Raw genomic sequence first — 23103 nt, 5'->3', positions numbered from 1 at the left:
ATAATCAGGCGCCAGAACGCCTTTCCACACACAAATGCCCTGCCCACAAACCACGCCGTTCGCGCTGGCACACTAAAGGCGCGACGTCGCGCGCATGGCGTCAAAATAAGAGGGCGGCTCCCTCTCTTCCCAAAGTGCCAGCCATGTGACCGGATGCCCTGCAGGCAAGGCCCCAGACTCATCACGCTCATCAGTACCCGGCATTGCTTTGGGCGGCTGACGCAGCGGTGCTGCGCCATTCAGTGCCGCCAGGGCTCTGGCAAGCGCCTCCCCTGTCGCAGCACGCCTGCCACGTTCTTTTGCGATCCTCATCCAACCCGACCTTTGCAACAAGAGTGGCTAAATGCCATTGCAGGGCACATAGACCATTCCGGAAATTACCTACTGGATTTGGCAATGAGCCATTGCTATGAATGCCCCATGGCCAAACACAAACGCCCCGATTCACTCGCAATCGTTCAGCGCGCCATCGGGAGACGCATCACCTGGGCAAGAGAGCTGGTCTTCCCCAATCAGAGCGAATGCGCACGCCTGCTAGGCGTCGACGCCTCGACCCTCAACAAGATTGAGAAAGGCGATCGCGCGCCAAGTGTTTTCCTCATCTTGTCTCTTTCCAATCGTCTGCGCGTCTCGACCGACTTTCTCCTGAAAGGGGTTCTGAATGGCCGCACCGACGGCGAGATGGCGCTTCGTCTTGCAGCTCTGCACCCAGAGTTGGTGCTCCAGCAGCAGGACACGGCGTTTCACATGGGCAAAAACACGCCTTGCGACATGCCAGAGCCGCCCAGGAGACCAGAGGGGGACCATTCTTGACGTCCTTGTTTTCATCGCACATCCAGAAAACAGCCTTCTTCATTCGCAGACAGAGCGCTTGAAGCTGGGCACAGCAAGAACAAGACGTGAACAAGCACGTCTTCACCCGTTCCCTGCGCCTCACGCCGTCGCGTTATGATCAGCTTCAACCGACCAGCTGCACCTTGAAGTCCACCCGACTTCTGGACGATTAACCATTTATTAATGGCATTGAGCCATAATGTCAAGAATAGATTATGGCGAATTGCCATAGACCATGATTTCCGACGCGCTTGTCACGAGTTTGTAAAACAACATTTATGCGACATTTTATGTCTGCGTCTCTACGATCCGAAGATGAGTGATCTGGATAAGTAATGGACAGCATAAATCCGCTGATTTCATTTTCTTAATATTAATTCAGATTAATGAAACAGAACAAACTGCCGTAAGGCATCTTCCCTTCGCACGAGAAGAGAGCGCATGAGTTCATGAACGCCATCGTCGTAACTGCCCTAAGGCGGCCCCTGACCTTCGTCGTCTTTTCGATCCTGATTCTGATGTTCGGGATCATGTCGATCTTCAAGACGCCGACCGACGTTTTCCCCGAAATCAAGGTGCCTGTCGTTTCGGTCATCTGGACCTATCCGGGGCTGCTCCCGAATGAGTTCGCCGGACGAATCACCTATAATTTCGAGCTGGCCGTCACGACGACGGTCCAGAACATCGAGCATATGGAATCGAATTCCTATTACGGGCGTTCGATCGTCAACATCTACTTCCAGCCCGGCACGCCTGTCGGCACGGCTGAGGCAGAAGTGACGGCTATTTCCCAGACGATTCTCCTCGGCCTGCCTCCCAAGGTTCCGGCCCCGATGATCGTGGCGCTCGACCCGTCCCAGGTTCCTGTCATCGCGCTCCAGATCACGTCCGAAAAGCAGACGCCGTCTGACCTCTTCAAGCTCGGCGTCATTCGCGTGCGTCCTCTTCTCGCCACCGTTCCCGGTGCTGTTGTCGCCCATCCCTATGGCGGCATGGACAGCTTCGTGATGGTGTCTCTCAACCAGGAGCAGCTGCGCGCGCATCATCTCTCCGCGGCTGACGTTCAGGCGGCCCTTACCGCCCAGAACATCGTCCTGCCGGCCGGCGATCAGAAGATCGACGCCATGGACTGGATGGTTCAGACCAACGCCGCACCGGAATCGATGGAAGACATCGCCAATATCCCGGTCAAGCGCGTCGGCAATGCCGTCATTTATATCCGTGATGTCGCTGACGTATATCGCGGCGGCCATCCGCAGACCAACCTCGTTCTCGTCAAGGGCCGTCAGGCCGTTGAGATGATCACCCAGAAGGGCGGCACCGCCTCCACTCTGGACGTGGTCTCTGCGACCAAGGCCCTGCTTCCCCGCCTGCGCGCCATCCTGCCGCCTGACGTCAAGGTCTCGATCCTTGCCGATGCCTCGGTCATGGTGAAAGAGCAGATCATGGACGTGGTCCGTGAAATGATCACAGCCTCCTTCCTCACCGGCATCGTGGTCCTGCTCTTCCTCGGCTCATGGCGCTCGACGGTCATCATCGCGACCTCGATTCCCCTTGCCATTCTCTGCTCCATCATCGGGCTGGGCTGGGCCGGGCAATCCATCAACATCATGACCCTAGGCGGTCTCGCCCTTGCGGTCGGCATCCTAGTTGATGACGCCACCGTCATGATCGAGAACATCGATACCCATCTCGAAATGGGCAAGGATCTCGAACTCGCCATCATCGATGCCGCCAACCAGATCGTGATCCCGACCTTCGTCTCGACCACCTGCATCTGCATCGTCTGGCTGCCGCTTTTCGAGCTGTCAGGTGTTGCCGGTTACCTGTTCATGCCGATGGCACTCGCCATCATCTTCGCCATGATCGCGTCGTTCATCCTGTCGCGTACCCTGGTCCCGACCATGGCCAAGTTCCTGCTGGCCGGTCAGGTGCATCATGCTCATGGGCATGACGATCACGCTCCGGCTCCGAAGGGTTTCTTCGGTCGCTTCCAGCGCGGGTTTGAACATCGCTTCAACAACTTCCGCGAAGGCTACAATACCCTGTTGACGCGCTGCGTCGCCCGTCGCGGTGCCTTCGTGGGCGTGTTCATGGTCATCTCCATCGCCTCGATGGGCCTCTACAGCGTTGCTGGCCGCGACTTCTTCCCCGAAGTGAAATCCGGCACGTTGCAGATGCACATGCGTGCGCCGCTTGGTACCCGCATCGAAGTGGCTGGCCGCATTGCCGCCCTGGTCGATGACCGCATCAACCAGCTTCTGCCAGGCAAGGTCGAAAACATCATCTCGAATTGCGGCCTGCCCGAAGGCCCTCATAACCAGGCCTTCATCCCGACCCCGACAGTCGGCACGCAGGATTGCGACCTGACGATTGCCCTGAAGAATGAGGAATCCCCTGTCTGGGATTATCGCGCCCTGCTCCGCAAGGATCTCTCACAGCGCTTCCCCGGTACGGTCTTCACCTTCCAGCCCGCCGACCTGACCGACAAGATTCTGAATTTCGGCTCGGCTGCGCCCATCGACATCCAGCTTTCCGGCCCGAGCGTTGACGACAACTACAACTATGCCAGGCATCTGATCGGCAAGATCCGCCAGATCCCGGGAACGGCTGACGTCGTCATCCAGCAGACCATGTCCACACCAACCCTCATGGTCAACGGCAACCGTACCTTCAGCCAGGCCACCGGCCTCAGCGAAAACGATCTGGCAACCAACGAACTGCTCACCCTCGCCGGTTCAGGCGTCGTCGATCCCCAGTTCTGGCTCGATCCTGTCGATAACGTCACCTTCCCGCTCAACGTCTACACGTCTCAGGACCAGCTGACGCATCTGAACGACCTGCTGACGGTTCCCATCGATAAGGGTGACGGCAATCCCAACGACCAGACACAGCTTCTGGGCGCTATTGCCGATGTCGTTCCCACGGGCACGCCGGGCGAGGTCTCGCATTACAACTCGATGTCCGAGATCGACATCTACGTGAACGTCGAAGGCACCGATCTCGGCGCCGTCCTCGACGAGGTCAACAAGACCATCGCCAATGACGCCTCCAACCTGCCGCGTACGACCGCTGTCGATGTGCATGGTCAGGCCACCACGATGCATGGTGCCTATGTCCAGCTGGTCTTCGGCCTCTGCGTTTCCGTGGTGCTGATCTATCTGCTGATCGTCGTGAACTTCCAGTCCTGGCTGGATCCGTTCATCATCATCACCGCCCTTCCCGGCGCGCTGGGTGGCATTGCCTGGGCCCTCTTCCTGACCGGCACCCGCCTCTCGGTCCCGGCTCTTACCGGCGCCATCATGTGCATGGGCACGGCAACAGCCAACTCCATCCTGGTTGTCTCCTTCGCCCGTGAACGTCTCGAGGTGCATGGCGACGCGCTGCGCGCTGCCATCGAGGCCGGCTATGGCCGTATCCGTCCGGTTCTCATGACGGCGCTCGCCATGATCGTCGGTATGATCCCGATGGCAACGTCCAACTCGACCAATGCGCCACTGGGCCGCGCCGTCATCGGCGGGCTGATCGTCGCCACCATTTCTACCCTGCTCTTCGTTCCCTGCGTCTACGCGATCCTGCACAACCGCTCTGCCCGCCAGAAGGAAATCGTCTAATGGCCACCTCCCCCAAGATCATCGCCATTGCGGGAGGATGCGTCCTCGCGCTCTGGGTCGGCGCTCTCGTCGTCGGTCGCGTTCACCATAGCAGCGCCCTGGCTACCGAGACCTCGGCCAACGCCATTCCGAACGTGGCCGTGCTCAACCCCATCCAGTCGCCAGACAAGGTCGCCCTCACCCTGCCCGGCAATATCGACGCCTGGTATCAGGCTCCGATCTATCCGCAGGTCTCGGGCTACGTGAAGATGTGGTTCAAGGATTACGGCGCCCATGTGAAGGCAGGCGACGCGCTGGCGGAAATCAACGCTCCCGCACTCGACGCGCAATATGCACAGGCCCAGGCCGATCTGAACGCCGTTCTCGCCAAGTACCATCTCGCCGCGGTGACAGCAGAACGCTGGCGCGCCATGGGCCAGTCGCAGTCGGTTTCCGGTCAGTCGGTTTCGGTCTCGAATGCCAACGAGCAATCAGCCAAGGCTGAAGTCGACGCGGCACAACGCAATGTCGACCATTTTGCAGCCCTTGAGAAATTCAAGACCATCGTGGCCCCGTTCGACGGCATCGTGACCTCGCGCAGCATCAATGTGGGCGATTACGTCCATGACGGCGGCGGCAATCTCAACAGCACCGGCAGCGCCTCCGAGCTCTTTACGGTCGCCGATGTCCACAAGCTGCGTCTCTTTGTCTCCGTGCCAGAAGTCTTCTCCTATATTCTGCAACCCGACGTCACTGCCGATGTCAGCGTGCCCCAGTTCAAGGAAAAGAAGTTCCATGCGAGCTTCCTGACCACGGCGCGCGGTTACGACCCGAACACGCGCACGGTGACATCGGAATTCACCATGGAAAATCCGAACGAGGTTCTGTGGCCGGGTACCTTCGCCTCGGTTCAGCTCAAGGCGCATAACGAGACGGCCCATCTCTACGAGGTCCCGACCTCGGCACTCGTCTTCGAGGAAAAGGGCATGCAGGTCGTAGTCGTTAATGACGACAACACGGTTCATTACAAGAAGGTCGTCGTTGGACGCATGGCCGACACCTCGACCGAGATCCAGGCCGGAATCTCGCCCAAGGACCGCATTATTGCCAACCCGCCAGCCGATCTGCTCGAAGGCGACAAGGTCAACGTCACCCAGCCAGAGCGCGGCTACAACCAGTCCGGATTCGGGGCTTCGGAATGAGCACACATCGCTTCAAGAAACTGGCTCTGGCCTGCGGCACGGTTCTGACAGCCTTCGGTCTGTCAGCCTGTGACCTCGCGCCAACCTACAAGCCGCCCACCTTCGTCGTGCCAGCCAACTGGCACGGTCAGGGCCCCTTCGCGACGGCTACTCCCGCCGATACCACCCTGCCGACCGACTGGTGGAAACTGCTCAACGATCCGCTCCTGAACGAGATGGAAGCCACGCTGACAAAGGCCAATCCGGATCTGCAGGCAGCGGCTGAACGCTTCATCCAGGCCCGCGCCCTTGTGGTACAGGCCCGCTCCGAACTTCTGCCCCATCTGGCCATGGGCGCGGGGGCGTTCGACAACAAGCAGTCATCCGACCGCCTGTTCCGTTACAAGGGCAATATCACCGAGACTGATGAGGAATATCACGGCCTCGCCTCCTGGGAGCCCGATTTCTGGTCGGCCATACGCAACCATGTCCGCGCGCAAAAGCAGTTTGCGCAGGAAAAAGCGGCTGATTTCGCCATGTCGCGCCTCAGTCTGCAGGCCGAACTGGCATCAGACTACGTCCAACTGCGCGGTTATGACGCCCAGATCGCCATCTATAACCAGTCGATCGGCTATTATCAGAAGGCACTGCAGATCACGCAGAACCAGCTGGAGCATCAGGCAGCGCCACGTCTCGACGTCGCCCGCGCCCAGGCTCAGCTTTATTCGACTCAGGCCGCCGAGCTTGATGTGCAGGCAGCGCGTGAGGTCACCGAGCATGCCCTCGCCATCCTGACCAATGCCTCGCCATCCTCCTTCCATATCGCCCCCACGCAGGTCATGGGCTTCAACCAGCCGAGCGTTCCCGCTGGCGTGCCGTCAGAGCTGCTCCAGCGCCGTCCTGACGTCGCCAGCGCCGAGCGCGAGATGGCCCAGGCCAATCGCGAAATCGGTATCGCGCGCGCGGCCTTCTACCCGCATGTCTCGCTTCAGGCTGGCGGCGGCTTCGCCCAGAACGGTTTCGATCTCGCCAATCTGGCCAATTCGCTCTGGTCCTATGGCGCCTCGTTCGAGCTGCCCATCTTCGAGGGCGGGCTGAGACGCGCCGAACTGCAGCATGCTTGGTCGGCCTATCGCGAGACGCGCGACACCTATCGCAGCAAGGTGCTCGACTCGTTCCGCGAAGTTGAGGACGGTCTCTCCCGTACCAACCGCCTCGACCAGGAGAACCATGCCCTCAAGAAGGCCGTGGATGCTACCCTGGCCACCCAGAACATGACAATGACGCTCTATCAGGGCGGCGTAGGCACCTATCTCGAGGCCATCTTCGCTCAGGTGCAGACACTCGACACCCGCATCCATCAGATCGAGGTCGCCACACGTCTCTATCAGGCTGATATCGGGCTGATCCGCGCCCTTGGCGGCGGATGGAATGTGAAGCTTCTGCCCACCATGGACCAGACGCTTTCCATCACCCCACTGCAATACGACGATCTGCATCATCCGCAGCCCGTCGGTGGCGTCGATATTTCCCAGCATCCCGAGGCGTTTGAAAACCTCTCCAGCGCTGCCCCGTCGGCTCCGGCCGCTGCAACAGGCAAGACGCTTCGCCCGATCTACGATCAGGCCGAACACTGATCAGGGTTTCCCGCCCTTGTAGAGCCAGAACGGCTCTCACAAGGGCGGGGAAAGACCTGTCTATTCTCCCACCGGGAACATCAAACCGTCAGTACCCAAGCTCACGATTGACGGCCTCAGGTATCCGACCGTGATCGAAAAACTCCTGGATATTCCCGGCTGCCAGAAGTGACGCAGTCCCTGTCTGGGTCGGGGCCGTGATATGCGGCAGGATGGTCACCCTGGGGTTCGCCCAGAGCGGATCATCCTTCTTGAGGGGCTCCCGCTCGAACACATCGAGTACCGCATGGTCAAGATGGCCCCGGTCAAGCGCCCGTATCAATGCGGCCTGATCGACAATCGGCCCTCTGGCAAAATTCAGCAGGGCCGCACCCTCCTGCATCTGCCCCAGCCGCCAGTCGTCCAGCAACCCCCGTGTCTGGGGCGTCAGAGGCAGCAGAACGACCACGATGCTGCTTTTGCGCAGTATGGTCTCCAGCCCGGACGGCCCGTACATCATCGGAATATCGGCTTTCGTCCAGGGCGTTCGGGTCCACCCCGTCACAGGAAAGCCATTCGCCTGCAACCTCTGGGCCGCAACCCGTCCCAGATTGCCCATACCCAATATGCCAACCGGGCGATCCTCAGGCATGAGAAGCTTGTGCTGCAGCCAGCGCTTCGCCTCCTGCTGCTCCCGATAAACCGGCATGTCACGATGAATATAAAGCGTCCATGCCAACACCGCTTCAGACATCGTCTGGGCCAGCTGGGGGTCGGTCATCCTGACAATACGCACCGCGTTATGCGGCATCTCCTCAACCAGGCGCTCAACGCCGGCCCAGAGGCTCTGCACCCATTCAAGCATGGGCAGATCGCGCAGATCTTCCGGGTCGGGATTGGCCACTACCGCCATGCGCGCCGTGCGCCGCTCCCCGTCGGTCAGATCCTCGAAAGGAATTACCCTGATATTGTTGAGCGCCGCATTGATCGCATCAAGGCTTTCCTGACGCTCTCTGGGGGTAATCCGCCCGCAGAAGGGAACAACAATCGTCATGAAGCACGCACCTTTCGACGGGCCACTGTAGTGGCCTTCTTCTTTTTGACAGGTGTTACGACCGGGCTGGATCGTGCAGGCAGCAGCGGCGCCAGAAACCGCCCTGTATGGCTCTCGGGCGTTGCCGCGATGACCTCAGGCGGCCCTTCCGCCACAATCCTGCCCCCACCGTCGCCGCCTTCCGGTCCGATATCAATCAGCCAATCCGCCGTTTTGATCACATCCAGATTATGCTCGATCACAAGAACGGTATTACCCTGATCGACAAGCGCGTGCAGCACATCGAGCAGCTTGCGAACGTCTTCGGTATGAAGCCCGGTTGTCGGTTCATCCAGGATATAAAGCGTTCGCCCTGTCGCCCGCTTTGCCAGTTCCTTCGACAGTTTGACGCGCTGCGCCTCACCGCCCGAGAGGGTCGTCGCCTGCTGCCCGAGCGTGACATAGCCAAGACCCACCTGCTGCAGTATCGCCAGCCTGTCACGAATACGCGGTACGGCGTGGAAGAAAGGCAGCGCCTCATCGACCGTCATTGCCAGCACATCGGCAATCGACTTGCCGCGGAATTTCACATCGAGCGTCTCGCGATTATAGCGCTGCCCCTTGCAGGTATCGCAGGTCACGAAAACATCGGGCAGAAAATGCATCTCGATCTTGAGAACGCCATCGCCCTGGCAGGCCTCGCAGCGACCGCCCTTGACGTTGAATGAGAACCGGCCCGGCTTGTAGCCGCGCGCCTTGGCCTCTGGCAGCTCTGCGAACCAGTCGCGTATCGGTGTGAAGAGATCCGTATAGGTCGCGGGGTTCGAACGCGGGGTGCGCCCGATCGGCGACTGATCGATATCAATGATCTTGTCGAGATGCTCCACACCCTCAAGCGCCCGATAAGGCAGGGGAGACTGGCTTGAGCCCATCAGCTCGCGCGACAGCGCCTTGTAGAGCGTGTCGACCACAAGGGTGGATTTGCCACCACCGGACACACCCGTCACCGCCACGAAACACCCGAGCGGGATACGTGCCGTCACGTCATGAAGGTTGTTACCCGTGGCCCCGACAACGCTGAGCATACGCTTTTCATCGTAGGGACGCCTCTTCTCCGGCACGGGCACCATCCGCCTGCCCGAGAGATAATCGCCCGTGATACTGGCCGTGTTTTTCGCGACCTCATCCGGCGTGCCGCTTGCCACCACCGTGCCACCAAGCGCACCGGCTCCGGGGCCCATATCGATCAGCCAGTCAGCAGCCCTGATTGCATCCTCGTCATGCTCGACAACGATTACCGTATTACCGAGCTTCTTGAGACGGTCGAGCGTGCCCAGAAGCCGCTCGTTGTCGCGCTGGTGCAATCCGATAGAGGGCTCATCCAGCACGTAGAGCACCCCGGTCAGCCCCGAGCCAATCTGGCTTGCCAGGCGAATACGCTGGCTCTCTCCGCCCGAAAGCGTGGCAGATCCGCGTGACAGCGTCAGGTAGTCGAGACCGACATCATCCAGAAAGCGCAATCGATCCAGAATCTCGCGCAGAATACGACGCGCAATCTCGGCCCGCTGTGACGTCAGGGAAGCCTCAACCCCACCAAACCAGTCAAGCGCCCGGCGAATGGTCAGATCGGAGGCCTGAGCCACATTAAGATGGTTCACCCGTACGCAAAGCGCCTCAGGTCGCAGTCGCGCCCCGTGACAGGCATGACACGGCACATCGGACTGATAGCGCGACATCTCTTCACGCACCCACATGCTGTCCGTCTCTGCCAGACGGCGCTGCAGATTGCGCATCACCCCTTCAAAAGGCTTGCTCAGCTCATAGGCGCGCTTGCCATCCTTATAGGTGAACAGAACAGAGTCCTCGCCCCCTTCCAGAAGAACCTTGCGGAACCCCTCGCCGAGGTTTTTCCAGGGCGTCGTCATCTTCTCCCTGAAGTGACGCGCCAGCGCCTCAAGCGTCTGGTCATACCAAGGCGTCTTGGCATCCCGCCAGGGCGCGATTGCTCCCTCTGCCAGAGACAGCGTCTCATCCGGCACGACCAGACGCGCATCGAAATGCGTTTCCGTCCCGATGCCGTCACAGACCGGACAGGCACCCATCGGAGCATTGAACGAAAACAGACGCGGCTCGATTTCCTCAAGCGTAAACCCGCTGACAGGACACGCAAATTTGGCAGAGAAGACCATATGCTCGATTGTGGCCTTCTCTCCCTCGCGCAGCACAGGCTCGGCATAGGCCACGCCATCCGCCAGACCCAGCGCCGTCTCGAAACTATCTGCCAGTCGCGTCTCGATTCCAGCCTTCACCACAACACGATCGACAACCACTTCGACCGTATGACGCAGCTTGCGGTTGAGATGAGGCGCCTCGGCAATTTCGTAGGTCTCGCCATCAACCTTGACCCGCGTGAAGCCCTTGCGCTGAAGCTCTGCAAGCTCCTTTCGATACTCTCCCTTGCGATCACGAATCACCGGTGCAAGCAGCAGCAGGCGCGTGCCTTCAGGCAGCGCCATCACCCGGTCCACCATCTGGCTGACCGTCTGCGCCTCGATCGGCAGTCCGGTTGCCGGTGAATAGGGAACACCCGCACGCGCCCAGAGCAGGCGCATGTAATCATGAATCTCGGTAATGGTCCCCACAGTCGAGCGCGGATTTTTCGAGGTGGTTTTCTGCTCGATCGAAATGGCCGGTGAGAGGCCCTCGATCGAATCCACATCCGGCTTGCCCATCAGTTCCAGAAACTGGCGCGCATAAGCCGACAGGCTCTCGACATAACGCCTCTGCCCCTCGGCATAGATCGTATCGAAAGCCAGGGAGGATTTGCCGGAGCCCGAAAGCCCCGTGATGACCGTCAGCTGGTCCCTGGGAATATCGGCGTCGATATTCTTCAGATTGTGCACACGGGCGCCGCGCACACGAATGGACTGGTTGTACGGCAGATCAGACATCAGCACCACGCGAGGAAGAATCGAAAGGGGGGTCGGAAAACGAGAACGTTTCGAGACCCATGTAAGATTGCTGCTCGCAGGATTAAAGTCGAGCGTCGTTCGGTCACGGGCGTGACGGCAGCGTTCTGCTGGGCTAAGATGGTCTATATTTTCAGGATGTAGGGTCGGTCGCCATGGCAGGAAGTGTGAACAAGGTCATTCTCGTGGGTAATCTGGGTCGCGACCCGGAAACACGGAATGCCCAGTCTGGCTCCAAGATCGTCAACCTGACCATTGCCACATCCGAAAGCTGGAACGACCGCGCCTCTGGCGAGCGCAAGGAGCGCACCGAGTGGCATCGCGTCGTGATTTTCAACGAACGTCTGGCCGATGTCGCCGAACGCTTCCTGCGCAAGGGCCGCAAGGTCTATGTCGAAGGCCAGCTCCAGACACGCAAATGGACTGATCAGTCCGGCCAGGAGCGCTACACCACCGAAATCGTTCTGGATCGCTTCCGCGGCGAGCTCACCCTGCTCGACAACAACCGCGATGGCGATTCCGGTGGCGGCATGGGTGGCGGTGGCGGCTACGAAAGCGGCCCGTCGCGCTCCTATGGCGGCGGCAATTCGCCTGCGCGCAATAATGGCGGCATGAACCAGCAGCCCGCTCGCAATGGTGGCGGCAACAACGGCGGCGGCTGGGACGCACCGGGTGGTGATCTGGACGACGAGATCCCGTTCTGATCGCGCAAGCCTGACCGCCCCGCCCTGACCTCAAAGACAACAAGACGGACCTGCCTTGACCGACCTGACGCCGCCCGCCGCCCCGACTGACCAGATCCCGGTGACCATTGAGGAGGAAATGCGCTCCTCCTATCTCGCCTATGCCATGTCGGTCATTGTGTCGCGTGCGCTGCCGGATGTGCGTGACGGTCTCAAACCGGTCCATCGCCGCATTCTCTACGCCATGCGTGAGAGCGGCTTTACCTCCGACAAGCCCTATCGCAAATCGGCCCGCGCGGTCGGTGATGTCATGGGTAAATACCATCCCCATGGCGACAGCTCGATCTATGACGCCATGGTGCGTATGGCCCAGTCCTGGTCCATGCGCGTCCGTCTCATCGACGGTCAGGGCAATTTTGGCTCGGTTGACGGCGATAGTCCGGCCGCCATGCGTTACACAGAAGCGCGCCTGGCCAAATCGGCGTCCTTCCTGCTCGACGATATCGACCGCGACACGGTCGATTTCCAGCCGAACTACGACGAAAGCGAGAGCGAACCCAAGGTTCTGCCGGCCGCCTTCCCCAATCTGCTGGTCAATGGCGCCTCCGGCATCGCCGTCGGCATGGCAACCAATATCCCGACGCATAACCCCGGCGAAGTCATCGACGCAACGCTTGCCCTGATTGAAAATCCGGAAGCCACGCTCGACGATCTGATGAAGATCATCCCCGGCCCTGACTTCCCGACGGGCGGCATCATCATGGGTCGCCGCGGCATCCGCCAGGCTTTTGAGACGGGTCGTGGCTCCGTGCCGATGCGCGCCCGCGCCGAAATCGAGGATATCCGCAAGGACCGTCAGGCGATTGTCGTCACCGAAATCCCGTATCAGGTGAACAAGGCAACGCTGCAGGAAAAGATCGCCGATCTCGTTCGCGCCAAGGAAATCGAGGGTATTTCCGACATCCGCGACGAAAGCGATCGCTCCGGCATGCGTATCGTGATCGAGCTCAAGCGCGACGCGACCCCCGAGGTGGTGCTGAACCAGCTTTACCGCTTCACCCAGCTTCAGACCTCGTTCAGCGTCAACTGCCTCGCGCTCGATGACGGCAAGCCCCGTACAATGGGCCTCAAGGACGTTCTGGAAGCCTTCATCCGCTTCCGCGAAGACGTCATTCTGCGCCGCTCGCGCTTTGATCTGAACAAGGTGCGTGACCGTGGCCATCTGCTGGTCGGCCTCGTCATCGCCGTGGCCAATATCGATGAGGTCATCGCGCTTATCCGCAGTGCCCCCGATGCCGCCACTGCGCGTGAATCGCTCATGGCCCGCGCCTGGAATGCTGCCGATGTGCAGCCGCTCATCGAACTGATCCATGACGAGGGCAATGTCATCGTCGATGGCAAGGTGCACCTCACCGAGGTTCAGGCACGCGGCATTCTCGAACTGCGCCTGCAGCGCCTGACCGGTCTGGAGCGCGACAAGATCCAGGGCGAACTGAGCGAGGTCGCCACCAAGATCAACGAATTGCTCGACATCATCGGCAGCCATATCCGCCGTATGGAAGTGATGCGTCACGAGCTGCTTCTGGCCCGTGCCGAAATCGCCACGCCGCGCATGACCGAAATTTCGGATGCGCTGGGCGACCAGTCGGATGAAAGCCTGATCGAGCCCGGCCAGATGGTCGTCACCATCACCCGTGACGGCTTCATCAAGCGCACTCCGCTCGAGATCTTCCGCGCCCAGAACCGCGGCGGTCGCGGTCGTACGGCAGCAGGGCGTCGCGGCGATGATGTCATCGTCAACAGCTTCAATGCCCATACCCATCAATGGGTCATGTTCTTCTCTTCGGGCGGCAAGGCCTATCGTGAGAAGATCTGGCGCCTGCCAGAGGCCTCTCCCACGGCCAAGGGGCGCGCCCTCGTCAATCTCCTGCCCGATCTGGGCACAGATTCCATCACGGCCATTCTCGCCCTCCCGCAGGAAGAGGAGCAGTGGGAAGATCTGCACCTCGTCTTCGCAACGGCCAGCGGCAATGTCCGACGCAATCGCCTGAGTGATTTCAAGAATATCCGAGCTTCAGGCCTGATCGCCATGAAGCTCGATGAAGGCGATAGCCTCGTGGGTGTTGCCACCTGCCGCGAAGGTCAGGACGTTTTCCTGGCCACACGCAAGGCCCGCTCCATCCGCTTCCAGATCACCGATGACACGCTGCGCGTCTTCGCCGGGCGCGACAGTTCGGGCGTACGCGGCATCCGTCTCGCTACAGGCGACGAAGTCAATTCGCTCTGCATCCTCAACCATGTCGATGCCAGCGTCGAGGAACGCTCTGCCTATCTGCGCGCAGCCAACGCCAGGCGCCGCGCAGAAGCTGCTGCAAACGCCGCAGGCACAGAGGAAGAAATCGAAGAGATCGCCTCTGACGATGCCGATGAGGCCATCGATGCCGGCGATCTGACGCAGGAGCGTTTCGACGAGCTCGCCGCTCAGGAAGAAATCCTGCTCACCGTTACCGATGCCGGCTTCGGGCGCCGCTCGTCAGCGTATGAATATCGCGTCAGCGGTCGCGGCGGTCAGGGTATTGCCAATATGACGCTAACCAACCCGAAGCGCGGTCGTGAGGTTGTTGCGACCCTCCCCACCCTCGACGGCACTGACGTGATGATGGTCACCGATGTCGGTCGCCTGATCCGCGTTCCCGTCTCGCAGGTGCGCGTCATGGCCCGTCAGGCCAGCGGCGTCACCCTGTTCCGCGTCGGCGCAGAAGAACGCGTGACCAGCATCTTCCCCGTCGCAGAATCGGAAGGCACGGAAGCAGACGACGCCGAAACGTCGCTCGAGGAATCGGATGCCGCTGTTTCCGGCGCACAGGAGACGGCCTCTTCGGAAACGCCCTCTTCCGGCGACTCAACACCGGATGACAGTGCAAACTGACGCCTCCCTGAGCCGCGAACGTGTCGGGTTCTATCCCGGCACGTTCGATCCGTTCACCCTGGGCCATCTCGATATAGCCCGCCGCGCATTGGGCATCCTCGACCGTCTCGTGATTGGGGTCGCCCTCAACCCCCGCAAGGCCCCGCGCATCGCCATAGACGAGCGTTGCGCCGCCATCACCGAGACCTTTGCACTTGCAGGCCTCGCTCAGGTCAGCGTTGCCCCGTTCGAAACCCTCATGGTCGAGGCAGCTCGCGCCCATGGTGCGCGCTTCATCGTCAGGGGGCTGCGTTCGGAGTCGGACCTGACCAGCGAAATGCCCATGGCAGCCGTCAATCGCACGCTTGCTCCCGAACTCGAAACCCTGTTTCTCACAGCGCGTGAAGAGCACCGCCTGATCTCTTCAAGTCTCGTGCGCGAACTCCTTGCCTATGGGGGCGATATAGCCCCCTATCTGCCGGAGAATATCACCCGGCGTCTCTTGCCCAACGCGGCAGAGAAGCCGACATAGGCCGCGTAGCCTTTCAGGGCTCCGCCAACACAAGGATAGAAGTCAATGTCCGAAACCAATAACCGCCTCGTCATGAAGCTCAAGACCGGTGACGTCGTGATCGAACTGCGTCCCGATATCGCCCCGCTTGCAGCCGAACGCCTGCGCACCCTTTCCGAGCAGGGCTTTTATGACGGCGTGAAGTTTCATCGCGTCATCGAAGGCTTCATGGCACAGGGCGGCGACCCGACCGGCACCGGTTCGGGCGGCAGCGATCTGCCCGATCTGAAGGCCGAATTCACGCGTGAAGCCAAGTTCGAGCGCGGCACGCTGGGCATGGCCCGCACGATGAACCCGAACTCGGCCAACAGCCAGTTCTTCATCATGTTCCAGCCCACCCCCTCGCTGGATGGCCAGTACACCATCGCCGGTCAGGTCGTTTCCGGCATGGAGCATATCGACCAGATCAAGCGTGGCGCAGGGTCGTCGGGCATGGTGAAAGACCCCGACACCATCATCTCCATGCGTCCCGAAGCCTGATCCCAGGCATCACGGCCTTAAAAGCCGCATGAAAACCGGCTGAACCTGATTCAGTCGGTTGACGGCTTCTGGCGCATATTGTAGCCAGACGCCTCATGTGAACCGGTAGCTCAGCCGGTAGAGCATTCGACTTTTAATCGAATGGTCGTGGGTTCGAGTCCCACCCGGTTCACCACTTTCCCTAAAAATCTGTTTTGCCTGCAGTGCCCTTACCAAAAAAGGCACGGGAAAAATGCGTCCTGAAAAGCAGCTTACCCGTCCGGATCAAACGATACGGCGCAGACACTCTTAACAAATCATCGGCACGCTCTCCCCCCTGCGCAATGACACGATCCAGTCTGAGAAAAACGATCTCGTTCAGGTTCCAAGCCTGACGCTCGGCCATACGGTCTTCCGCAACCAGATCATGCTGGTGGCCAATATCAACCATACCGTCATTGGCCTGCAGTCGCTGGGCATGCTGCCCCATATTGTCATGACAGATCATGGCATGAGTTTTGGCCCGGATGCGCCTTTCTCCTGCACTCGTCGAGCAATGCTGGAATCCCAGATCGGCGGCCTTCAGGCCTCGCTTCTTCTGCCCGTTTCCTATGGCGGTCAGCACCGCATGGCTGCGCTGGTAACTGGCGACAACTCCCCCGAACCTCTGGTGATAGAGCGCCGCTCTCTGACCTCGCTACACAGAACCGAAACCGGTCAGGAATTCGAGACCGGAACCGGCATGGTCCACGAGAACGCCATCCTGAACCGCACCAATCTGCGCCTGGACAAACACACTATACAAGCCAGGATCCGCTACCGGGTCGGCGATCCTGCCAAGCCCCCGATCCTGAGCATGTCGGCTCTGGAAAACGCCAGTCTCTCCATCGACCTGCATCAAGGCGTTGCCTGCCTCGACTGAGGGCGCGGCCCTCAGAGCGGCAGTTCGAGGTCCGACTTCACCTCTTCCATCACCGTATAGGTATGCGTCTGCCGCACGCCGGGCAGACGGGTCAGCGTCTTGCCCAGAAAGGCACGATAGGCACTCATGTCGCGCACACGTGCCTTGACCAGATAATCAAAGCCCCCTGCGACCATGTAGCATTCGCTCACCTGGGGAATCGCCCGCACAGCCTTGGCGAAAGAGTCAAAGATATCCGCGCTGGTACGGTCCAGCGTCACCTGCACAAATACCAGTAGCCCCAGATTGACAGTCTCCGGGTCAAGCCGCGCCGTATAGCCGCTGATCACGGCCGCGTGTTCAAGTTTGCGCACACGCTCGAGAGTCGCTGCGGGGCTCAGATTCACCAGCCGGGACAGCTCAACATTTGTGATACGACCGTCCTTTTGGAGAATCCTGAGAATTCTACGGTCAATTTCATCAAGATTCATGATTTACCCTGAATATGGTTTTTTACATAGCTAGCACACAAAATAATATTCGCCCCACATCTAATTTTTCCATAGCTCATTTGGTGTTCTCGCTCGTATTAAATCATAAATAACCTGAAACGATATGGATCTGCATGAACGCCTCCTCCTTCTCTGCCTTTCGCTCGATCCTCCCCGAGCGTTCCGCCCTGCGTCAAACGATCACCGATCACACACGCACGGCAGAAGCAGAGCGCGTTGCGGCGCTCGCCACCGAAGCGAGCCTGACACCTGAACAGAATGACCGGGCGCGTGAGACAGCCCGCCAGCTGGTCGAGGCGCTGCGTCGTAACGGCACACCCGGCCTGGTTCAGGGGCTGATCCAGGAATATGATCTGTCCTCGCAGGAAGGCGTCGCCCTGATGTGCCTCGCCGAGGCGCTGTTGCGTATTCCCGATACGGCCACACGCGACGCCCTCATCCGCGACAAGATCGCGACAGGCAACTGGCACGGCCATATCAGCAAAAATACCCCGCTTTTCGTGAACGCTGCCACCTGGGGGCTGATCGTTTCAGGCGGTTTCCTGACCACGACCCAGACGAACCGCCTGCCGAAAACACTCGATTCCCTGCTCAAGCGTTGTGGCGAGCCGGTTATCCGTCGCGGTGTCGACATGGCCATGCGCCTGATGGGCGAGCAGTTCGTTACCGGCCAGACTATCGACGAGGCCCTGAAAAATGGTCGCAAGCTCGAGGAAAAAGGCTTCCGCTATTCCTACGACATGCTCGGCGAGGCGGCGATGACCGCAGAGGATGCCGAGCGCTATTATCGTGACTACGAAAAAGCCATCCACGCCATAGGCAAGGCCGCCAACAAGCTCGGCGTCTATAGCGGTCCCGGCATTTCCATCAAGCTGTCAGCCCTCCACCCGCGCTATGCCCGCCTGCAACGCGAACGCGTCATGGCCGAGCTGCTGCCCCGCGTGACCACCCTGGCCAGACTCGCCTGCTCATACGATATCGGCTTCAATATCGACGCAGAAGAGGCCGACCGTCTCGAACTCTCCCTCGATCTTCTTGAGGCCCTCTGCTTGGACGAAGCGCTCAGAAACTGGAAGGGAATCGGCTTCGTCGTTCAGGCCTACCAGAAGCGCGCGCCTTTCGTGCTGGACTGGATCATCGATCTTGCCCGTCGCAGCGAACACCGGATCATGGTTCGACTGGTCAAGGGCGCGTATTGGGACAGCGAGATCAAGCGCGCTCAGACAGACGGACAGAGCGATTTTCCGGTCTATACGCGCAAACTTCATACAGACATCGCCTATGTCGCCTGTGCGAAAAAGCTGCTCGATGCACCGGATGCGATCTTCCCGCAATTCGCCACACATAATGCCCAGACCCTTGCCAGCATCTACGCCTATGCCGGTCCCGAATTCTCCATTGAGAAATACGAATTCCAGTGCCTGCATGGTATGGGGGAAGGGCTTTACAACGAGGTCGTTGGCCCGAAAAAACTCGATCGGCCGGTGCGCATCTATGCTCCTGTCGGAACGCATGAGACCCTGCTGGCCTATCTCGTCCGACGCCTGCTCGAAAATGGCGCCAATTCCTCCTTCATCAACCGCATCCAGGATGAATCGATCTCGGTTGACGAACTGATTACCGATCCGGTCACCCTCGCTGGGCGCGAGACGCCGGGCTACGCCATCCCCTTGCCCTCCGCACTTTATGCACCGGAACGACGCAATTCTGCAGGGCTGGATCTCAGCGACGAGAATACGCTGCGGCATCTTGCCGACGCCTTCCTCAAGCAGGCTCCCGCATCCGCAGACACACAGGGCGAACGCATCACCAATCCGGCCGATACGAACGACATTGTCGGCCATATCCGCTTTCTCTCTTCCGAAGAGACGGATACCGCCATTGCTCGCGCTGACACTGCCTTCGAGGACTGGTCCCGCAAGACGGCCGATCAGCGTGCCTTGCTGCTCGAGAGAGCAGCCGACGCGCTCGAAGCCGAAACGGCTTCGCTCATGGCGCTCATCATCCGCGAGGCAGGCAAGACGCTGGCGAATGCCGTGGCCGAAATCCGCGAGGCAGTCGATTTCCTACGCTATTATGCCGTGCGCATCCGCGAACAGGGCACCCAAACGCGTCCGCTCGGACCAGTCGCCTGCATCAGCCCGTGGAATTTCCCGCTCGCCATTTTCCTCGGCCAGGTCTCTGCTGCCCTCGCCGCAGGCAACACAGTGCTGGCCAAGCCTGCTGAGGAAACACCTCTGATCGCACTTGAAGCCGTGCGTCTGTTACACGAAGCCGGCATTCCAAAGCACGTCATCCAGCTCGTCCCCGGCGATGGCCGGGCAGGAGCACAGCTGGTCGGCGATACGCGCATCACAGCCGTGCTATTTACCGGCTCGACGGATGTGGCACGCCTCATCCAGAAACAACTCGCCGGTCGTCTCAACAGCGACGGCACACCAGTGCCATTCATTGCCGAAACCGGCGGCCAGAATGCCCTGATCGTCGATAGCTCTGCCCTGACCGAACAGGTGGTTGCCGATGTCCTTGCTTCAGCGTTCGACAGCGCCGGACAGCGATGCAGCGCCTTGCGTCTTCTCTGCCTGCAGGAAGACAGTGCCGACCGCGTTCTGACCATGCTCAAGGGCGCGATGCAGGAACTGCGCACCGGCACACCCGAGCGACCGGATACGGATGTCGGCCCCGTCATCACAGCAGAGGCGCGAGACATGATGCAGGCGCATGTCGACGCGCTGGCCAGTCAGGGACATCGCGTATTCCAGACCGATCTCGCACCCGAAGCTGCATCCGGCACGTTCTTTCCGCCGACCCTGATCGAAATCGGATCGGTTTCGGACCTCAAAAAGGAGGTCTTTGGTCCGGTTCTGCATGTGCTGCGTTACAAGCGTGAGGCGGTCAGCGATGTCATGAAAGCCATCAATGCCACGGGCTACGCCCTGACTTTCGGCATTCACTCGCGCATAGACGAAACGATCGAGACGCTCAAAAAACAAAGTCACGCCGGAAATGTCTATATCAACCGCAATCTCGTCGGCGCCGTTGTCGGTGTCCAGCCCTTCGGCGGTCACGGTCTTTCAGGCACCGGCCCCAAGGCAGGCGGCCCTCTCTATCTTCGACGCCTGCTGAGCCGAAAGGCACCGATGGAAGCAGCGCTGTCGCACCCGGTGGCTCCTCTTTCGACGCTTTTCGCCGACTGGGTCGCCACCGCCCTGCCTGGAGTGACGGCCAAAACATGCGACAAGACGCCGCTTGGCACATCGCTGTTACTTGCCGGCCCAGTTGGCGAGACAAACCTCTATACACTCTCCCCACGTGGCACGGTTCTCTGTGCTGGCCCGACAAGGCAGGATCTCTGCACCCAGATTCTGGCAGCGACGGCCACGGGCAATCGCTGCGCGATACCGCGCGCACTCCTTGTCAGCCTGCCGGAACGTCCACCTGGGCTCGGTGACCATCTCGTCACAGCCGAAGACTGTGCGACCATCGATGTTGCCTTGGCTAACGGTGACGAAGCCTTCCGCACATCACTCGGGACCGACCTTGCTGCCCGCGACGGGCAGATCGTCGCCCTTCACGTTCCTGACGAACAGGGAAATTATCCGCTCGAATTCCTCGTTCTCGAATATGCCTGCAGCACCAATACGACCGCCGCAGGCGGCAACGCCGCCCTCATGGCCAAGGTCTGAGAAGCCTGCCGACCGGAGCAGTAACCTGCTCCGGTCAGGCTTTCACGCCAGTTCGGCGATGAAGGACGCGACCCGCTCAGGATAAACAACCTCCGCATCATGCGGCAAAGCCTCCGAGCGGTAATGCCATCCCTTCTGCGCCCGGGCATAGGCGCGGCTCGGTTCAATCGAAGCCAGAGCGGGATTTTCATAGGCGATATAGGTCACCGGCAGCCCTGATCCGGCAGGCTTGCTCAAGCGCACTGGCGTCTCGTAAGTGCCAACAGGATGCGGGCGCAGATGCGCGACAAACCACTCTTTTCGCACCGGGTCGGGAAAGGTAATGGCCGCACTGGGCGGGACCGGGAAAGCAATGTCAGCCCCATTGACCCGCACACGCTCCCGTCGGGTCTGCGCCATGGCCGGAGGCAGAATATCAAAACCTGTCCTGCCATCCTGAGCAATAAGCGCATCCAGATAAAGCAGGCGACGCATACGCGACCCCAGCCGATCGGCCACACAAGTCGCGACCAGACCACCATATGAATGGCCGACGAGAAGAACATTCTGAAGATCGCGCATCTCAATGGTCGCGATAATGTCCTGGATATGAGTCTCGAGCGTGATCTCACGCGACAGCAGATGAGCCCTGTCACCCGTACCCGTCAGCGTCGGCGTCACGACCTCAAAGCCCTGAGCCGTCAAAAGCGGCGCAACATGATGCCAGACCCAGCCACCGCCATGCAGACCATGAATCAGCACGATTGGCGATCGCATCGGCGCCCCCATGGCCATTGAAACCTTCCCCAAGGTAGTTGCCAGGGGAAGCACAGTCAGAATTTCACGACGCAGCAAGACAAGAACTCCCCGCTGACCTGAGGAATTCATTCTCTCATTACATAATGGTCATAAACAAGAGAGGAATTCTGTGCTGGCAATGATGTGATACGCCGCCTCTCTTTTTCTGCGCAAGTCCCGTTGCGAGCGAGGCCCATGCGCTTTGATTGAATTGACTATCGCCAATGCTGATGGCTGAGCGTCAGTATCTGCTTCATGAGAGCCGTCTTGTTATCGTGGTGCCAGCGAGCGCCCCCCCCAACGAGGTTTTCTGACATCCGTTAGTGCGCCGTCACCGCGCCGCCTCTCTCGTTCTGCGCAAGTCCCGCTGCGAGCTGGACCCGTGAGCTTTGATTGAGCTGACTGCTGAGGCTTTTTTTTGCTGCGTCGGCATTGGTTTTACGGGAGCAGGCTTGTGATGGTCGCGCTATTTTTCTGATCGAACGACGAATACGCGCTGAGCGTTTAGCTGAGCGCGTTGTGGTATTGTGTATTGTATGGGGATTTTGGTTGCGGGGGCAGGATTTGAACCTGCGGCCTTCAGGTTATGAGCCTGACGAGCTACCGGGCTGCTCCACCCCGCGGGGGTGGTGTTTTTGTGGGGTGGATCAGGGGACCTGGCGGCGACCGACTTTTCCGCATCTTAAGATGCAGTATCATAGGCGCTGGGGCGTTTCACGTCCGAGTTCGGGATGGGATCGGGTGGAAGTCTCCCGCCATAGCCACCAGGTCTTCTGATCCACCCGACAACTGTGTGTCGGTGTGGGAGGTTGGTTTTTTGTATGATGAGTGTATTGCGTGGATGATTGCTATGCATGTGTATGCTCTCCTGGAGAGCGTTGTGTGAGCGATATGGGCGATTAGGACCGGTTAGCTTCACGTGTTACCACGCTTCCACACCCGGCCTATTGACGTGATGGTCTTTCACGGCCCTGTGAGACCTAGTTTTGAGGTGGGTTTCCCGCTTAGATGCTTTCAGCGGTTATCCCGTCCATACTTAGCTACCCGGCTGTGCCGCTGGCGCGACAACCGGTACACCAGAGGTATGTTCATCCCGGTCCTCTCGTACTAGGGACAAATCCTCTCAAGTCTCATACACCCACGGCAGATAGGGACCGAACTGTCTCACGACGTTCTAAACCCAGCTCACGTACCACTTTAATCGGCGAACAGCCGAACCCTTGGGACCTGCTCCAGCCCCAGGATGTGATGAGCCGACATCGAGGTGCCAAACCTCCCCGTCGATGTGGACTCTTGGGGGAGATCAGCCTGTTATCCCTAGAGTACCTTTTATCCGTTGAGCGATGGCCCGTCCACGTGGGACCACCGGATCACTATGGC

The 23103-nt window shown here is 59.8% G+C and carries 16 protein-coding genes, 2 tRNA genes and 2 rRNA genes (1 of these 20 running past the window's edge); 11 read left to right on the top strand and 9 right to left on the bottom strand.

The genetic code is table 11. From position 1 onward, the window contains the following. Positions 1-72 precede the first annotated feature (72 nt). Complete coding sequence (locus AAID99_RS13255; protein ID WP_188426655.1) at positions 73-312, bottom strand: hypothetical protein; 240 nt, start codon at positions 310-312, stop codon at positions 73-75. Between the two features lie 84 nt (positions 313-396). On the opposite strand from AAID99_RS13255, the gene AAID99_RS13250 reads away from it, so the two are divergent. From AAID99_RS13250 to AAID99_RS13235, 4 genes are all read left to right on the top strand, one after another. Further along, entirely contained in the window at positions 397-813 is a 417-nt protein-coding gene (locus AAID99_RS13250) for a helix-turn-helix domain-containing protein (RefSeq protein ID WP_229719816.1), read from the top strand. A 470-nt stretch (positions 814-1283) separates the two neighbouring features. Next, complete coding sequence (locus AAID99_RS13245; protein WP_188426654.1) at positions 1284-4448, top strand: efflux RND transporter permease subunit; 3165 nt, start codon at positions 1284-1286, stop codon at positions 4446-4448. Further along, entirely contained in the window at positions 4448-5629 is a 1182-nt protein-coding gene (locus AAID99_RS13240) for an efflux RND transporter periplasmic adaptor subunit (protein ID WP_188426653.1), read from the top strand. Before AAID99_RS13245 ends, AAID99_RS13240 begins: the two co-directional genes overlap by 1 nt. After that, entirely contained in the window at positions 5626-7245 is a 1620-nt protein-coding gene (locus AAID99_RS13235) for an efflux transporter outer membrane subunit (RefSeq protein ID WP_498494105.1), read from the top strand. The genes AAID99_RS13240 and AAID99_RS13235 overlap by 4 nt, the downstream gene beginning before the upstream one ends. An 88-nt stretch (positions 7246-7333) precedes the next feature. Here AAID99_RS13235 and AAID99_RS13230 read toward each other — a convergent pair whose 3' ends face one another. After that, positions 7334-8278 carry a 2-hydroxyacid dehydrogenase gene (locus tag AAID99_RS13230; RefSeq protein WP_188426651.1) on the bottom strand — a complete coding sequence of 315 codons (945 nt, stop codon included), beginning with the start codon at positions 8276-8278 and terminating at the stop codon, positions 7334-7336. After that, positions 8275-11208, bottom strand: coding sequence for an excinuclease ABC subunit UvrA (gene uvrA, locus AAID99_RS13225; protein ID WP_188426650.1), 2934 nt, complete (start codon positions 11206-11208; stop codon positions 8275-8277). The genes AAID99_RS13230 and uvrA overlap by 4 nt, the downstream gene beginning before the upstream one ends. Before the next feature lie 173 nt (positions 11209-11381). Here uvrA and ssb point away from each other — a divergent pair, with 173 nt between their 5' ends. The 5 genes from ssb (at position 11382) to AAID99_RS13200 (ending at position 16043) form a co-directional block, all read left to right on the top strand. Next, entirely contained in the window at positions 11382-11930 is a 549-nt protein-coding gene (gene ssb, locus AAID99_RS13220; protein ID WP_188426649.1) for a single-stranded DNA-binding protein, read from the top strand. A gap of 118 nt (positions 11931-12048) precedes the next feature. Continuing rightward, entirely contained in the window at positions 12049-14838 is a 2790-nt protein-coding gene (gyrA, locus tag AAID99_RS13215; protein ID WP_371869865.1) for a DNA gyrase subunit A, read from the top strand. Then, a complete protein-coding gene (gene coaD, locus AAID99_RS13210) occupies positions 14822-15349 on the top strand; it encodes a pantetheine-phosphate adenylyltransferase (protein ID WP_188426647.1) in 528 nt (175 codons plus the stop codon). Before gyrA ends, coaD begins: the two co-directional genes overlap by 17 nt. Positions 15350-15394: 45 nt before the next feature. Next, entirely contained in the window at positions 15395-15868 is a 474-nt protein-coding gene (locus AAID99_RS13205; RefSeq protein ID WP_188426646.1) for a peptidylprolyl isomerase, read from the top strand. 99 nt (positions 15869-15967) lie between these two features. Further along, positions 15968-16043: transfer RNA gene (locus tag AAID99_RS13200), tRNA-Lys, on the top strand. Positions 16044-16049: 6 nt separating this feature from the next. Here the strand turns inward: AAID99_RS13200 and AAID99_RS13195 are convergent. After that, entirely contained in the window at positions 16050-16253 is a 204-nt protein-coding gene (locus AAID99_RS13195) for a hypothetical protein (protein ID WP_188426591.1), read from the bottom strand. Positions 16254-16274: 21 nt separating this feature from the next. On the opposite strand from AAID99_RS13195, the gene AAID99_RS13190 reads away from it, so the two are divergent. After that, the gene (locus tag AAID99_RS13190; protein ID WP_188426590.1) at positions 16275-16769 is read left to right on the top strand and encodes a hypothetical protein; all 495 of its coding nucleotides are present in this window, start codon (positions 16275-16277) and stop codon (positions 16767-16769) included. Between the two features lie 11 nt (positions 16770-16780). On the opposite strand, the gene AAID99_RS13185 is transcribed toward AAID99_RS13190, so the two are convergent. Then, positions 16781-17239 (bottom strand): Lrp/AsnC ligand binding domain-containing protein, encoded by a 459-nt coding sequence (locus AAID99_RS13185; protein WP_188426589.1) that lies wholly within the window; start codon positions 17237-17239, stop codon positions 16781-16783. 134 nt (positions 17240-17373) lie between these two features. On the opposite strand from AAID99_RS13185, the gene putA reads away from it, so the two are divergent. Continuing rightward, positions 17374-20946, top strand: a complete 3573-nt coding sequence (gene putA / locus AAID99_RS13180) for a bifunctional proline dehydrogenase/L-glutamate gamma-semialdehyde dehydrogenase PutA (RefSeq protein WP_498494102.1) — start codon at positions 17374-17376, stop codon at positions 20944-20946. Between the two features lie 42 nt (positions 20947-20988). Here the strand turns inward: putA and AAID99_RS13175 are convergent, their stop codons facing one another. From AAID99_RS13175 to AAID99_RS13160, 4 genes are all read right to left on the bottom strand, one after another. Beyond that, positions 20989-21813 (bottom strand): alpha/beta hydrolase, encoded by an 825-nt coding sequence (locus tag AAID99_RS13175; RefSeq protein WP_498494101.1) that lies wholly within the window; start codon positions 21811-21813, stop codon positions 20989-20991. 456 nt (positions 21814-22269) lie between these two features. Continuing rightward, positions 22270-22346, bottom strand: a tRNA-Met gene (locus AAID99_RS13170). A gap of 31 nt (positions 22347-22377) precedes the next feature. After that, positions 22378-22492 (bottom strand): 5S ribosomal RNA (gene rrf, locus AAID99_RS13165). A gap of 110 nt (positions 22493-22602) precedes the next feature. Then, positions 22603-23103: ribosomal RNA gene (locus AAID99_RS13160) — 23S ribosomal RNA — on the bottom strand; it runs 2240 nt beyond the window's last position.

This window comes from Asaia sp. Ae19-3 (genome assembly GCF_059801175.1).
This window is presented reverse-complemented; position numbering and strand designations above follow the sequence as displayed.

What these genes read in the sequence shown, in the direction of transcription:
- AAID99_RS13255 (WP_188426655.1), bottom strand. Translation starts at nt 312, where the DNA reads ATGAGGATCGCAAAAGAACGTGGCAGGCGTGCTGCGACAGGGGAGGCG.
- AAID99_RS13250 (WP_229719816.1), top strand. Translation starts at nt 397, where the DNA reads ATGAGCCATTGCTATGAATGCCCCATGGCCAAACACAAACGCCCCGAT.
- AAID99_RS13245 (WP_188426654.1), top strand. Translation starts at nt 1,284, where the DNA reads ATGAACGCCATCGTCGTAACTGCCCTAAGGCGGCCCCTGACCTTCGTC.
- AAID99_RS13240 (WP_188426653.1), top strand. Translation starts at nt 4,448, where the DNA reads ATGGCCACCTCCCCCAAGATCATCGCCATTGCGGGAGGATGCGTCCTC.
- AAID99_RS13235 (WP_498494105.1), top strand. Translation starts at nt 5,626, where the DNA reads ATGAGCACACATCGCTTCAAGAAACTGGCTCTGGCCTGCGGCACGGTT.
- AAID99_RS13230 (WP_188426651.1), bottom strand. Translation starts at nt 8,278, where the DNA reads ATGACGATTGTTGTTCCCTTCTGCGGGCGGATTACCCCCAGAGAGCGT.
- uvrA (WP_188426650.1), bottom strand. Translation starts at nt 11,208, where the DNA reads ATGTCTGATCTGCCGTACAACCAGTCCATTCGTGTGCGCGGCGCCCGT.
- ssb (WP_188426649.1), top strand. Translation starts at nt 11,382, where the DNA reads ATGGCAGGAAGTGTGAACAAGGTCATTCTCGTGGGTAATCTGGGTCGC.
- gyrA (WP_371869865.1), top strand. Translation starts at nt 12,049, where the DNA reads ATGCGCTCCTCCTATCTCGCCTATGCCATGTCGGTCATTGTGTCGCGT.
- coaD (WP_188426647.1), top strand. Translation starts at nt 14,822, where the DNA reads ATGACAGTGCAAACTGACGCCTCCCTGAGCCGCGAACGTGTCGGGTTC.
- AAID99_RS13205 (WP_188426646.1), top strand. Translation starts at nt 15,395, where the DNA reads ATGTCCGAAACCAATAACCGCCTCGTCATGAAGCTCAAGACCGGTGAC.
- AAID99_RS13195 (WP_188426591.1), bottom strand. Translation starts at nt 16,253, where the DNA reads ATGGCCGAGCGTCAGGCTTGGAACCTGAACGAGATCGTTTTTCTCAGA.
- AAID99_RS13190 (WP_188426590.1), top strand. Translation starts at nt 16,275, where the DNA reads ATGCTGGTGGCCAATATCAACCATACCGTCATTGGCCTGCAGTCGCTG.
- AAID99_RS13185 (WP_188426589.1), bottom strand. Translation starts at nt 17,239, where the DNA reads ATGAATCTTGATGAAATTGACCGTAGAATTCTCAGGATTCTCCAAAAG.
- putA (WP_498494102.1), top strand. Translation starts at nt 17,374, where the DNA reads ATGAACGCCTCCTCCTTCTCTGCCTTTCGCTCGATCCTCCCCGAGCGT.
- AAID99_RS13175 (WP_498494101.1), bottom strand. Translation starts at nt 21,813, where the DNA reads ATGAATTCCTCAGGTCAGCGGGGAGTTCTTGTCTTGCTGCGTCGTGAA.